At 49.1% G+C, this 14,503-nt stretch carries 11 protein-coding genes; all 11 read left to right on the top strand.

Annotated elements, in window-relative coordinates; genetic code table 11:
* The first annotated feature begins 29 nt into the window (after positions 1-29).
* The 11 genes from ACLU9Q_RS04645 to ACLU9Q_RS04695 all read left to right on the top strand — a co-directional run bounded on the left by ACLU9Q_RS04645 (position 30) and on the right by ACLU9Q_RS04695 (position 14,487).
* Entirely contained in the window at positions 30-1,658 is a 1,629-nt protein-coding gene (locus ACLU9Q_RS04645) for a sugar ABC transporter substrate-binding protein (protein ID WP_296830970.1), read from the top strand.
* A 3-nt stretch (positions 1,659-1,661) separates the two neighbouring features.
* The gene (locus ACLU9Q_RS04650) at positions 1,662-2,987 is read left to right on the top strand and encodes a glycoside hydrolase family 30 protein (RefSeq protein ID WP_296830972.1); all 1,326 of its coding nucleotides are present in this window, start codon (positions 1,662-1,664) and stop codon (positions 2,985-2,987) included.
* A gap of 70 nt (positions 2,988-3,057) precedes the next feature.
* A complete protein-coding gene (locus ACLU9Q_RS04655; RefSeq protein ID WP_296830975.1) occupies positions 3,058-5,823 on the top strand; it encodes a glycoside hydrolase family 3 protein in 2,766 nt (921 codons plus the stop codon).
* A 73-nt stretch (positions 5,824-5,896) separates the two neighbouring features.
* Positions 5,897-7,681: a glycoside hydrolase family 2 protein gene (locus tag ACLU9Q_RS04660; protein ID WP_296830978.1), complete on the top strand. Its 1,785-nt coding sequence runs from the start codon at positions 5,897-5,899 to the stop codon at positions 7,679-7,681.
* A gap of 171 nt (positions 7,682-7,852) precedes the next feature.
* Positions 7,853-9,190 carry an MATE family efflux transporter gene (locus tag ACLU9Q_RS04665; RefSeq protein WP_296831071.1) on the top strand — a complete coding sequence of 446 codons (1,338 nt, stop codon included), beginning with the start codon at positions 7,853-7,855 and terminating at the stop codon, positions 9,188-9,190.
* 129 nt (positions 9,191-9,319) lie between these two features.
* Positions 9,320-9,694: a metallopeptidase family protein gene (locus ACLU9Q_RS04670; protein ID WP_296830982.1), complete on the top strand. Its 375-nt coding sequence runs from the start codon at positions 9,320-9,322 to the stop codon at positions 9,692-9,694.
* Between the two features lie 42 nt (positions 9,695-9,736).
* Positions 9,737-10,102: a hypothetical protein gene (locus tag ACLU9Q_RS04675; protein WP_296830985.1), complete on the top strand. Its 366-nt coding sequence runs from the start codon at positions 9,737-9,739 to the stop codon at positions 10,100-10,102.
* Between the two features lie 32 nt (positions 10,103-10,134).
* Positions 10,135-11,127: a LacI family DNA-binding transcriptional regulator gene (locus ACLU9Q_RS04680; protein ID WP_296830988.1), complete on the top strand. Its 993-nt coding sequence runs from the start codon at positions 10,135-10,137 to the stop codon at positions 11,125-11,127.
* A gap of 267 nt (positions 11,128-11,394) precedes the next feature.
* On the top strand, positions 11,395-12,642 hold the full coding sequence (locus tag ACLU9Q_RS04685; RefSeq protein WP_296830991.1) for an ABC transporter substrate-binding protein: 1,248 nt from the start codon (positions 11,395-11,397) through the stop codon (positions 12,640-12,642).
* A 62-nt stretch (positions 12,643-12,704) separates the two neighbouring features.
* Positions 12,705-13,610, top strand: coding sequence for a carbohydrate ABC transporter permease (locus ACLU9Q_RS04690; RefSeq protein ID WP_296830994.1), 906 nt, complete (start codon positions 12,705-12,707; stop codon positions 13,608-13,610).
* Positions 13,603-14,487 (top strand): carbohydrate ABC transporter permease, encoded by an 885-nt coding sequence (locus ACLU9Q_RS04695; protein ID WP_296830996.1) that lies wholly within the window; start codon positions 13,603-13,605, stop codon positions 14,485-14,487. The genes ACLU9Q_RS04690 and ACLU9Q_RS04695 overlap by 8 nt, the downstream gene beginning before the upstream one ends.
* Positions 14,488-14,503: the final 16 nt, after the last annotated feature.

The following is a 14,503-nucleotide window of genomic DNA, read 5'->3' on the forward strand; positions in this document are numbered from 1 at the left end:
CAATTTTTATGAAAGGAAGGAAAATAAATATGAGAAAAAACAAAAAATATGCAGCAATGCTGGCGGGAACGCTGGCGGCAGCAGCCGTTCTGACCGGATGCGGCGGTGGCGGGTCGCCAAGCCAGAAGTCTGGTGAAATTCCGGAGCTGACAGAGGATCGTTATACTCTGGATGAAAACACGCCGGCATGGCAGCTCGACAAGAAGGAGAATACCGAGCTGACCTGGTATGTGAATGCAGACTGGTGGAACACCGACTGGGGCAATGACGTAGTTACCAGGAAGATCAAAGAGGATCTGAAACTGGATGTAAAATTTATTACAGGTGATGACACCAAGCTGAACACCTTCTTTGCGGGCGGCGAAATGCCGGATATTATCACGATTCTGGATGCAAGCTCCTCTGCGGCAAATTCCGCGGCGAAATGGGCGCTTCCGCTGAATGAGCTGGCCGAGAAATATGATCCGTATTTCTTCGAGGTAGCGGCGCCGGATACACTGAACTGGTTCAGGCTGGATGACGGAAATACCTATGGATATCCGGATTATTCCAATGGTCAGGCTGATTACGACAGCGGCGCACTGAAGGCTTCCACAGCATTTGCTATCCGTAAGGATGTCTATGAAGAGCTGGGTGAGCCGGAGATGGGAACACCGGAACAGTTTCTGGATGTACTGGGACAGATTAAGGAAAAATATCCGGATCTGATACCGTTTGGTTCCAACTCCATGACAGACAGCGCCGGTTCGCTGGAAGCGGATCTTCAGAACTTCCTTGGCGTACCTGTTGAAAATGAGGATGGAACCTGGTATGATAGGGACATGGATGAGGATTATCTGACATGGATCAATGTTCTGAGCCAGGCTTACCGTAAGGGGTATATCAGCGACGATAATTTCTCTGATGACGGAACTTCCCATGAGGATAAGATCAAAGCCGGCAAATATGCCTGCGTGTTCATCGGCGGCACACCGCAGCGTTCCGGTCCGCTTCAGGTTTGGAGAAGCGGACATCCGGATGCCGAGTACATTGCGATTGACGGACCTCAGAGCACATTGGGACGCAAACCGACACTGAACCAGGCAGGACTGTCCGGCTGGATGATCAACTACATTACTAAGGATTGTAAGGATCCCATCAAGGCAATCGAACTCTTTACTTACCTGATCTCTCCGGAGGGCGGTATCCTTTGCAAATACGGTGTTGAGGGAGAAACCTATGAAATTAACAGCGAGGGTCTCTATGAGCTGCTTCCGGAAGTAAAGGAGATGCAGTTGAATGACAACGATGCCTTCAAGAAGACCTACCGTCTGTCTGAGTTCATCGTATTCGGTCATGACCGTTATGATTATCTGTCGGCCGATAAGCCGGAGGCTACCCTGCAGATGCAGGAATGGGGCGAAGGAAAACTGAAATCCCAGTTTGTTATTGAGAATATTAAACCGGATCAGGGTACTGCGGAAGCCAGAAGCCTGAGCGCTATTACGACTAACTGGTATACTACTCTGACCAGCCTGATTCGCTCCAAGGATGATACAGAGTTTAACCAGATTCTGGAAGATCACAAGAAATTCCGGGAGGACAATAACTTTGATGCCATTGTGAAGATTTACAATGAAAAGATGGCAAAGAACAGAGAAAAACTTGAAGGTAAGTAAAACATGTATATGGATGTTTACACAACAAGTTCATCGAAACGCTTTGAGAAAACCGTCATGGAATTTGTGGATCGTCCCAGAGCGGAGATGAATCTGATCAAAATCTATCCCGATGAAGTATATCAGGAGATCCTGGGATTTGGCGGCGCGCTCACAGAATCCTCCGCATACGTGTGGAGCAGAATGGGGGCGGAGAATAAAGAAAAACTGCTGGGGCTGTATTTTGGCCCCGGCAGCAACGACTATAATCTTTGCCGGATCCATATCCAGAGCTGCGATTTTTCTTTGGGAAACCGCAGCTATGTGGAAGATGGGGATGGGGAACTGACCACGTTTTCCATAGAGGGAGACCGGACGTATATCCTTCCTTTCATAAAGGCGGCGCAGGAGAAAAACGAAGAGATTTCATTTCTGGCATCTCCCTGGAGTCCTCCGGGCTTTATGAAGACCAATGGTGAGATGAATCACGGCGGAAAGCTGAAGGAAGAATATTATGATTCCTGGGCCAGGCTGATCGTGAAGTTTGTACAGGCGTATGAAAAGGAAGGCATTGTCGTTTCGCGTCTGACGCTGCAGAATGAGCCTGTGGCTGTTCAGCGCTGGGAATCCTGTATTTTCTCCGGCGAGGAGGAGCGGGAGTTTGCCTGCGGATATCTGAGAAAGCGATTGGATGAAGCCGGTTATCAGCAGGTAAAGCTGAACATCTGGGATCAAAACAAGGATCTGATCATTGAGCGGACGAAGGAGACCTTTTCCACAGAAGAAGCATATCAGGCTATTCAGGGCATTGCATTCCATTGGTATTCCGGGGATCACTTTGAAGCGCTGCGGGCTGTCCGTGACAGATATCCCGATAAGGAGATTATTTTTACGGAAGGCTGCGTGGAGTACAATGGATTTTCCAAAAGAACGGAGCATGATTTTGCGGAATCCTATGCGCACGGGTTGATCGGTGACCTGAATGCGGGGATGAATGGATTTATTGACTGGAATGTATATCTGGATCAGCAGGGCGGACCGAACCATGTGAAGAATTTCTGCGATGCGCCTGTTATGTGCGATTTGGAAAATGATACGGTGGAAGTGAAGATGTCCTATTATTATATAGGTCATTTCAGCAGATTTATCCGACGTGGTGCAAGGCGGCTGCTTACAACCAGATATACCAATAATCTGGAGTGCTGCGCCTTCCGCAACCCGGACGGGGAAATGGTACTGATCGTGATGAACGCCACAGATCAGGAACAGAAATTTGAACTTATGGTAGAGGGAAAGACCTGCCGGATGCAATTAGAGGCACATTCTATTATAACAGTCTGTTGGAAATAAAAAGATGGGGCTGTTGCAAAATATGTTTAAACGGTATTTTGCAATAGCTCCTTTTTGACGGAGGAGAGAGATGATGGACAATATAAATAAGACAGCGGTTCCCAAGAAGGGTCTCGCAGCTTTTGCCAGAAAAGCAGCGGCGGAGGGAATCGTTCTTCTGAAAAATGATGATCATATGCTGCCGTTTTCCGGAGAAGACCGGGTCGCAGTGTTTGGAAGAATGCAGATTGCTTCCTACCGCAGCGGCACGGGATCGGGCGGAGCGGTAAATGTGGCGTATGCGGTCAGCATTCTGGATGGACTGCGGGCGCAGAAGGTTTTTGCGATTGATGAAAAACTGGCGGGGGTCTATGAGGACTGGATAGCGGAGCACCCCTTTGATGACGGCGGCGGAGGCTGGGCGGCGGAACCCTGGCATCAGGAAGAAATGGAGCTGAGCCGTCAGGTGCTGGAAGCTGCCGCTGCCGCGAATAATAAGGCGGTCATTGTGATCGGACGCACCGCCGGGGAGGATAAGGACAACAGTGATGTGGAGGGCAGCTATCGTCTCACGAAAAAGGAAATGGGAATGCTGCGGGATGTCTGCGCGCATTTTGATCAGGTAGCGGTGCTGCTGAATGTCTCCAATATTATAGATATGAAATGGATGGAAGAATCCGGCATAGCTTCTTCTGTGAAGACGGTGATGTATATCTGGCAGGGAGGCATGGAGGGTGGAAATGCTGTGGCGGATGTGCTGAGCGGCGCGGTCACTCCTTCCGGGAAGCTGACAGACACGATTGCCAGAGATCTGGCAGATTACCCTTCTACAAAGAACTACGGGGGCGATACCCGCAATATTTATGAGGAAGATATTTACGTGGGGTACCGTTACTTTGAAACATTTGCCCCGGAACGGGTGATGTTTCCTTTTGGCTACGGACTATCCTACACAGATTTTGTTCTGGAGCCGGGAAACGGTATTTGTGATGAAAAAGGAAAAAAACTGGAACTGGAAGTGACAGTAAAAAATACAGGAGACCGGAGGGGCAAGGAGACTGTGCAGGTTTATGTGCAGGCGCCGCAGGGAAGGCTTGGAAAGCCGGTCAGAGTGCTGGCGTGTTTTGCTAAGACCGGGACACTGGAACCGGGCGGACAGGAAACGGTGCGTCTGTCTGTGCCGTTCGTGAATTTCGCGTCCTATGATGATGGCGGTGTAACGGGAAACAGGAGCTGCTGGGTGCTGGAAGGCGGGGAATATCATGTTTATGCAGGCAATAGCTGCAGAACGGACCAGCAGGTGTTTTTTGACGGCGCGCCATGCTTCCTGTTAAAGGAGACGCTGATACTGGAACAGTTAGAGGAAGCGTTGGCGCCGGTGCAGCCTTTTCAGAGAATTGTTCCGGGTGCGGAGGGCAAAAACGGCAGTTTTGCAATGGCCTTTGAGGATGTGCCGCTGGCACAGGCGGATCTGAAAAAAAGGATTCTGGAACGTCTTCCGAAGGAGATCCCCTTCACGGGTGACCGTGGTATTACTTTGCAGCAGGTCAGTGAGGGAATCGCTTCTCTGGATGAATTTATCGGCCAGATGAGTCCGGAGGATCTGGCAGTGATGGTGCGTGCAGAGGGCATGAGCAGTCCTATGGTAACGCCCGGAACAGCATCTGCATTTGGCGGCGTAGGGGACAGACTGCAGGAGTGGGGCATCCCCGTTGCGTGTGCGGCAGACGGACCTTCCGGCATTCGCATGGAAGGAGGCAGAAAAGCTACCCAGCTTCCCATCGGAACGCTTCTGGCGGCTACCTGGAATGTCCCGCTGATGGAGGAGCTGTATGCTCTGGAAGGACAGGAAATGGTGCTTAACCAGATCGATACATTACTGGGACCGGGTATAAATATTCGGAGAAATCCTCTCAACGGCAGAAATTTTGAATATTTTTCAGAAGACCCTCTGATGACGGGAGCTATGGCAGCCGCCGTCGTAAGGGGTATCGCGAAGAGCGGCGTTCATGCCACAGTAAAGCACTTTGCCTGCAACAGCCAGGAAAAAGACCGTTCTATGGTGGATGCAGTGGTATCGGAGCGCGCGCTGCGGGAGATTTATTTGAAAGGATTTGAAATTGCGGTGAAGGAAGGAGAGGCACAGTCCATCATGACCTCCTATAATCCTGTCAACGGTCACTGGAGCGCGTCTAATTATGATCTGCTGACAACGATTGCCCGCAGGGAATGGGGATATAATGGCATCTTTATGACCGACTGGTGGGCAAAGATGAATCATGTTATAACGGGAGGAACGGCTACGATCCAGCAGACCGGAAGTATGGTACGGGCCGGGAATGATCTGTATATGGTGGTGCGCAACAGCGGAGCTGAGAGCAACGTTCATGAAGACGATACGCTGGAGAAACTGCAGGGCGGAGAACTGACGATGGGAGAGCTGCAGCAGTGCGGAAAGAATATCTGCCGTTTCCTGATGAAAACGCCAGCCTTCCGGGAGGGAAGAACGGCAGGATATATAGAACGCACCATAATTCCGCGGGAGGAAGCTGATTCAGAAGAAATTCTGGAAGATGGGATCCGCATTCCGGCAGGCGGCTGCTTCCGGGTACGGGAGGGCGGAAGTTTTCGGGTGACGATGGGCTGCGTGTGTCCGGGAAATGAACAGATGCAGACCACGTGCAGGATCCTTCTGAATGGACAGGAGGTCAGCATCGTGCAGATCAACGGAACACACGGAAAGCTCTGCGTTTTGAAGCTTGTGAAAGTGAAGCTGGAGCCGGGCTGCTACCGGGCAGGCATAGAAATCCTGAAACCTGGCATTCAGATGGAATGGCTGGAATTAATCAGAAAATAGCAGAATGATTGTGGGTCAAAGTGCTCCGGAAGCTGACCGGAGATGAAAATTTTGCGGTAGGAGGATATGTGCCATGGAACAGGAAAAGAGCGGAAATTATCAGGAGGATCTTCATCTGGAAAATTATACGGCAAAGTATGAAGAAAAAAAGGCCGGCTGGGAAACCATGCTCTATGAGGGCGGAAGGAAAAAGGAATCGCTGAACGGATACTGGCATTATGGCGTGGATCAATACGATACCTGTCTGCGTGCCAACTGGTATAAGGAGCAGTATTATGATGAGGAAGGAAGAACGCTGCCCGTGGATTTTTCCTTTGATGAGTGGCCGGTGATGAAGCTGCCCTGCTGCTGGAATATGCAGCAGGAAGCGTATAAGCTTTATGAAGGCAGCTTCGTGTTTACCAGAAGATTCCGCTATGAGAAGCAGGGGGTGGAGCGGGTGTTTCTGAAAATCGGCGCGGCCAACTACGTATGCCGGGTGTTTCTGAACAAACAGTATGTGGGAATGCACCGGGGCGGATCTACTCCCTTTTATCTGGAGATCACGGATTTTTTACAGACGGAGAACAGGATCCTGCTGACCTGTGACAATACGAGAAAGAGCACGCAGGTGCCTATGGAAAATACGGATTGGTTTAATTATGGCGGTGTTTATCGTGATATTGAGCTGATCCGGGTGCCGGAAATATTTATCCGGGATCTGCGGATCAATCTGGAACCGGACAATACCGATTATAATGTGATTGAAGCAGAGCTAAAGCTTTCAGACATGACGAGCGGAACGGCAGAGCTGGAAATTCCGGGGCTTGGCATCCGGCAGGAAATCCCGGTTAAGGATGGCAGGGGGCAGTGCAGGATCGAGGCGAAGCCAACACTGTGGACACCGGAAAATCCGGTCCTGTATGATATCCGGGTCAGCTTTGGAGCGGATCTGGTCAGTGACCGCATGGGTTTCCGTACCATAAAGGCGGAAGGAAATACGATTTATCTGAATGGAGAGCCTGTTTTCCTGCGGGGCATCAGCTGTCATGAGGAGAGTGTGGAAAACGGAAAAGCATTGACTGACAAGGAGCGGCTGGAGAATCTGAAGCTTGCGAAGGAGCTGGGCTGCAACTATATGCGTCTGGCCCATTATCCTCACAATGAGCAAACCGCACGTCTGGCGGATGAGCTGGGCATTCTTCTGTGGGAGGAGATTCCGGTGTACTGGGCTATCGCATTCCACAATAAGGAAACGCTGGCTGACGCAAAAAATCAGCTTCTGGAGCTGATGCGCCGTGATTACAATCGCGCCAGCGTAATCATCTGGTCTGTGGGAAATGAGAATGCGGATACGGATGCGCGTCTGGCGTTTATGGGAGAGCTGGCAAATACGGCTCGTGATTATGACCATACCAGAATGGTGTCCGCCGCCTGCCTGGTGGACGGGGAGAAAAACCAGATCTGTGACCGCCTGTGCGATTACCTGGACGTTATCGGCATCAACGAATATTGCGGCTGGTATACCCCGGATTTTGAAAAGCTTCCCGAAATGCTAAAGAACAGTCATCCCGCCAAACCGGTGGTCATTACGGAGTTTGGCGCGGATGCCAGACCGGGACAACGGGGAACCATTGCGGACAAGTTCTCAGAGGATTGTCAGGCATATGTGTATGAAAGACAGGTGGAGACGCTGGAAAAGAGCGATTATATTAAGGGCATGACCCCCTGGATCCTTTACGATTTCCGCTGCCCCAGACGGCTTTCCGCCATTCAGGATTACTACAATCTGAAGGGGTTGTGCTCCGCCGATAAAAGTTATAAAAAGCCGGCATTCTTTGTATTGCAGGAGTTTTACAGGAGAATGGCTCAAAAATAATCCGTTTTTCAAAAGAGACTGTGATTTTGCATGGAAAAGTGGTATAATGCAGAAAAATATAACTTACATGAGACCGGCACAGCCGGTTGAAAGGAGATGTGACAGTCTGATTTGCAGAACGGAATACAGGAGAAGCACAAGGATGTGCACGAAAGACCGCTCGGAAGCGGAATGGGGGAGAAGATTACGGAAGGCGTTATCTGGAAGCAGCTTCTGATCTTTTTCTTCCCGATTTTGATCGGCACTTTTTTTCAGCAATTATATAACACGGTGGATGCCGTTGTGGTGGGCAGGTTTGCGGGAAAAGAAGCACTGTCCAGCGTGGGCGGTTCCTCCAGCCAGATCATCAATCTGGTGGTCGGGTTTTTTACCGGACTGACTTCCGGGGCATCGGTTATTATTTCGCAGTATTTTGGAGCGAAGAAGCGGGAGGAGCTGCAGAAGGCGCTGCATACCGCTTATGCGTTTTCCATTTTGTTCGGCATACTGATCGGACTGGCTGGCGTGGTGCTGACGCCGATGCTGCTTGCGCAGATGAACACGCCGGAGGAGCTGATGCACGATTCTGTGATGTATGTGCGGATTTATTTTGCCGGGCTGGCGTTTGTGCTGGTTTACAATATGGGTTCCGCAATTTTGCGTGCGATCGGCGATTCCAGGAGGCCGCTGTATTATCTGATCATCTGCTGCATTATCAATATCGTGCTCGACCTTGCGCTGGTGCTTGGACTGCGCCTTGGCGTGCTCGGCGTGGCGGCTGCAACCCTGTTTTCGCAGGCGGTCAGCGCTATGCTGGTTACGCGCGCACTGATGTACCATACAGAGGAGATGGAACTGCGGCTGGGCGAGATCCGGATACAGAGGGATATGCTGGGCAAGATGCTGCGCATCGGACTTCCCACCGGTATTCAGTCGAGCATGTACAGTATTTCGAATGTGCTGCTGCAGGCATCCCTGAATAATCTTGGCGTAGATACAATGGCGGCATGGGCTGCTTTTGGAAAAATCGACAGCATTGTATGGATGATCAATGGAGCATTCGGTATTTCGGTGACGACCTTTGTCGGACAAAATTTCGGCGCCGGAAAGTGGGATCGTGTGCGCAAGGGAACGCGGGACTGCCTGCTGATGACAGTGGGAACTGAGATGGCGCTCAGCGCGCTGATCGTATTTGTCGGGCAGTACCTGTTCGGCGTTTTTACATCGGATGCCGGTGTTGTGCAGATCGGAATGCGTATGGTACGGATCATTTCGCCTACCTACTGGCTGTTCGCGTTTATCGAGATTTATTCCGGCTCTTTGCGCGCACAGGGCAGCGTGCTGGTGACGACCATTATGACGCTGGTTGGCGTTTGCCTTCTGCGTGTGATCTGGGTGATGTTTATTGTGCCAAACGGAAAACTGGAGCAGCTTATTGCCTGCTACCCGATCACCTGGGTAGTGACTGCAGCGGCGATGATCATTTATTATTTCTATAAGCAGAAACGAATCGTACGGTCATTTACATAAAAAGTCTTGTAAAAAATGTCCTGTGTGCGTACAACGTTTATATAATTGTGATTATAATAATCGTGATTATATAAATAAAAAGCCGGAGGGCATTTTTATGTACATTGGAAGAAAAGGAAAGGCGGCAGTATGGTTTCTTTTGAGGAATTTCAGGATATGATAGAGGAAATTGTTCAGACCTTTCCGGAGGAGTTCTTCCGGGAGCTGAACGGCGGAGTTTTTGCGCGCAAACATCCGAAATACCACCCGGAAGGCGTTGGCCATGAGCTTTTTATCATGGGCGAATACTGCAGGCAGCACCATCTTGGGCGCTTTATTGTGATTTATTATGGTTCTTTTGCGCAGGTGTACGGGCATTTGCCGAAGGAGGATCTGGCGAAACGGCTGCGCAAAGTGCTGCTGCATGAATTCCGGCATCATCTGGAATCGCTCGCCGGGGAGCGTGATCTGGAGATCGAGGATGCGATAGAGATCGCGGAATACCGGGAGCGGCGGGGAATATAAAGATCAGGCAGATGATTTTAGAAATAGCGGGGAGACATGGAAATGAGTGGAAACCTAAAATATCAGAAACAACTGACGTTTTCTGAGATCACGGTGCAGATTACAGAGCTGGGAGAAGATTATCACATCATGCTCCGGGGCGGAGATAAGCCGCATATTGGCTGCACGGTGCTGGCCGTTCCGCGGCCGTCGCTGACCGGGGACGGAAGTATTTCTGTCACATCCTCGGTGCTGAATGTGACCGGGCACAAGGATGAGCAGCTCTGCCGTTATCTGGCGGAGGAAATTGCCAGAAAAAAACGGGCAGTCGTGGTCTGCACGGGCGGATTTCACTATGATAACATATCTTCTGCGCAGATACAGGAAGTACTTGCGGCAGTCAGAGAAATCTGCGAAAATATCATATGATTTTTAGTTTAATGAAATGGGGGTCAATGAGTATGACCAGTATAAAGGATGTTGCTCAGCGGGCAGGTGTGGGCGTGGCAACCGTGTCGAGAGTCTTGAATGAGACCGGATATGTATCGGCGGAAACGCGAAAGAAAGTACAGGATGCGATGGAAGAGCTGAATTATATTCCGAACGAATTGGCGAGGAACCTTCTTCACAAAAAAAGCGGAATTGTGGCGATTATTATACCTAAGATCTCTCATCCGTTTTTTGCAGAATTTGTATTGTATGCAGAGGAAGAATTGCTGAAAAATGGTTACAAGACAATGATATGCAGTACCTACAGCGAACAGAATTATGAGAAGGAATATTTAAATATGCTCAATCGGCACATTGTAGACGGCATTATCGCGGGCGGGCATACGCTGGCGCTGGAGGATTATGCGAGTGTCAGCAGACCTGTCGTGGCCCTGGATCGTTTTCTCGGGGAACATATTCCGACGGTTGCATCCGATCACAGGATCGGCGGCCGTCTGGCAGCGGAGAAAATGATAGAGTGCGGCTGCAAATGTGTGGTTCAGGTACAGGGAGCGCTGGTGGTTGATTCACCGTCTCATGAGCGGCATTATGAGTTTGAGCGCGTTATGAAAAAGCATGGGGTCAAGGTATATTCTTATGAGATGGAATGGAACGATTTTGATTACGGCCGTTATGAGGAGACCGCGCGGGATATTATAAAAAAGTATCCGGATATTGATGGGATATTTGCAGTGGATGTCATTGCCATGGCATTTTTAAAGCAGCTTAGCCGGATGAAGAAAAATGTTCCGGAGGATGTTCAGGTGGTAGGCTACGACGGCACATATATTTCCAAGGTGTCGGTCCCGGAGCTGACGGTTGTCGAACAGCCGATTCCGGAGCTGTCCAGACGCGCCGTAAAAATGGTGATCGGTATGATTGAAGGCAAACGGTATAAAAATAAGCTGGTACTTCTGGAGCCGCAGATGAGAATAGGCGAGAGCACCAAGAATGGGCAGAAATAAAAATTGAAGGAAACCGTGATAAATAACGTTGGTAAAAATATACAAAAATTAGAAAAGTGAAACGGATTCCATATAGATAAAAAGTCAAATAGTGCTTGACAGGGAAAAGGAATAATGGTATATTAGTAATAACTTAGAAATAGGCGCATATTTCAATGAGTAATCAGAGTTTTGTAACAGTTATTTAATAAAGAATTTCCTGCGGGAAATTCTTTAAAAAAACCAAATGTGGAAAGGTTTCCACAAGAAAGAATGGAGGGTTAGTAAATGAAAAAACAGATCAAAAAAATTGCCGCATTGGGTATCACGGCTGCTATGGCACTTTCCGCATCTATGCTCGCAAGTGCAGAAGGAGAAACACTGCGTGTATTAAACTGGGGCAATACGGAAGAAGAGCAGATTGCGAACGATGCAATTGCGCGCTTTAATGAAGCTTATCCGGATGTGACGGTGGAGCAGACCTGTGTGCCGGTAGAATCCTGGTCTGATTTTGTTCAGAAATGGATCACGATGTGTACCTCCGGCGAGACCCCGGATGTAATCAGTATCGGTCTGGAAGCTGCACAGATGGCGGTGAGCAACGATCTGCTCCTTCCGCTGAATGATATCATTGATGCGGATGAAGACCTGACCGCAAAGAAGAGTGAGTATGCGGAAGTGCTTCTTGACGGTTTCAGCGTGGATGGAAATATTTACGGTCTGCCGAATGGCACACAGACAATGGTGGTCTATTATAACAAAGAGATGTTTGACGCAGCAGGTATTGCTTATCCGCAGGATGGCTGGACATGGGATGAATTTATGGAGACGGCAAGAGCGCTGACCACAGATGAGGTATATGGTTTTGGGCTGTCCAGTTCCTACTTCCAGCTGACACCGTGGTGGGCGACAAATGATGCTTCTCTGGTGGCTGATGATGGTGTTACTCCGACGATCAACAGTGAGGGTATCGTAGAAGCAGTAACTTTCTTAAATGATATGGTGAAAGAAGGGGTTACACCGGATCCGATCAGCTCTGATGTATATACGATGTTCTCCGCGAAAAAGCTCGCTATGGTTGGTGCGGGACGCTGGGTACTGAATACATGGATAGATGCAGGACTGACGAATGATACGTTTGATTGCGTACAGTGGCCGGTGAACAAGAAAGAAGGATCTGTATATGGAGGGTCTGCGTGGTGCATCAGCTCTGCGACGGAGCACCAGGATCTTGCAGTTGCACTTCTGAAAGAAATGGTTTCTGATGAAACACTGACTGCAGTGGCAGCGGGAGGCCAGCAGGTACCGCCGACAGAGGGACTGGCTACGGATACGGCGATTATGGGGACAACTCCGGATAACATTCTGGGCATCTGGAAGGCGGTTACCATTGCCTCTCCCATCTCCGCGCCGACTTATTTTGGTGATCTGGAGCAGACGACACTTCGCGCTCTCGAAGAAGTATTCTCAGGTGCAAAAGAGCCGCAGGCAGCGTTGGATGACGCACAGGCTGAAATTGAAAGTGCAATTCAGTAATACATGGAGGGCGCTCTCGGGGCGCCCTTTGATTTTTCCTGGAAATAAGGGGGAATATAGTATTGAACAAAAAGAGGTATAAAAGAAAATGGAATAAAAAAGAACTCAGAGCGGCATATTTGTTCACATTGCCGTCGTTTATAGGGTTCCTGTGTTTTGTGCTGATCCCCATTATTTGGGTCATCATTATTTCTTTTCAGAAGTATAACGTGTTTACTACCGCGAGTACCTGGGTGGGACTTAAAAACTACCAGAAAATCTTTTCAGATACCCGTTCGCTTACGGCACTGAAGAATACGCTTTGGTATACAGTCTGCTGTGCGGTTGGCAATACAGCAGCCGGTCTGATCCTGGCTGTCCTGGTGGATGATATCTTACCGAAAAAGCTCAGCGTATTTTTCCGGTCCGTCTATTTCTTTCCATCGCTGGTCGGACTGACTTTTGTGGCAATTATCTGGCAGGCATTTTTTCAGACGGATGCCGGCGTGATCAATTATTATCTGGGAAAGATCGGGATTTCAAAAATTGGTTGGCTGAGCAATCAGAGCTTTTCCAAGATATCCGTATTGATCCTGGACTGCTGGAAAAATGCCGGAATGTCGATGCTGCTGATTTTGGCGGGACTGCAGAACGTGGATCGCGGATTACTGGAGGCTGCAAGTATTGACGGAGCAAATGCCTTCCAGAGATTTTTTCGGGTAATTATTCCGGTGGCATCTCCGCAGATTTTCTTTGTGCTGATCATGAATGTGACAGGAGCCCTGAGAATCTATGAATCGGTTTATGTACTGACCGGCGGCGGACCGGGAGATTCCTCGCGAAGCCTGGTCATGCTGATTGCGGAGAAAGGCTTTACATCCTTTGATTATGGAACGGCATCGGCGCTGTCGGTCATGCTGCTGGCATTAATTGCTGTTGTAACCGTCATTCAGTTTGCAGGAAGTAAATGGTGGGTGCATTATGAATAGGAAAATTACAGTATTCGGTAAAAAAATAAAGGTGAGCCATATCCTGCTTACGATTATTATGCTGATGATCGCATTTATCATGATCGCACCATTTTTGTGGGTGTTTTCCGCATCTTTGCGGCCTTATAGTGAGGCGACTGCGCTGCCGCCAAAGTGGCTGCCGCCGTCCTTTTCAGAGATGAGGCTGAAGTATTATGCAAAGCTGTTTTCCGGCACCATTCCGTTTTTTACATTTATGGGAAACAGCCTGAAGATGAGTACTGTAATTACACTTGGCATGGTATTTCACGGAGCGATTGCGGGATATGCATATGCGAAATTTAATTTTCCGGGAAAAAACCTGATGTTTGGCATGATGATGGTAGCGATGATGGTTCCGGTACAGGTGACGATTGTTGCGCTATATAAAATCATGAATCTTCTGGGAGTTATTAACACGTCGCTTGCCGTTACACTGCCTTCTATCCTGGGGGCAAGCTGCCCGGGACTTGCCGGTGCCTTTGGTGTATTTATGATGAGGCAGTTTTTTCTGTCGGTTCCAAGAGAACTGAATGAGGCAGCTGCTATTGACGGAGCAGGACCCATCCGCACGTTTGTGGAAATTATGGTACCGATGGCAAAGTCCACGCTGGCATCGCTGGCGATCATTGTATTTACGTTTTCCTGGAATGATTATTTTACAACGTTTATCATGATTAACGATACAGAAAAATTGTCATTGCCGGTAGGAATTCTGTCCATTCGTCAGCCGTATGCAACGGGAGATAATGTAGAGTTTGCAGCAGTCGTACTGTCGATACTGCCGGTGCTGATCGTATTTATTATCGGGCAGAAGTGGATTGTGAAGAGTATGACCCATGTAGGTGTCAAAGGATAATGATATCAGTAGGAGG

Source organism: Marvinbryantia sp. (assembly GCF_047017445.1).
Taxonomy (GTDB): Bacteria; Bacillota; Clostridia; order Lachnospirales; family Lachnospiraceae; genus Marvinbryantia.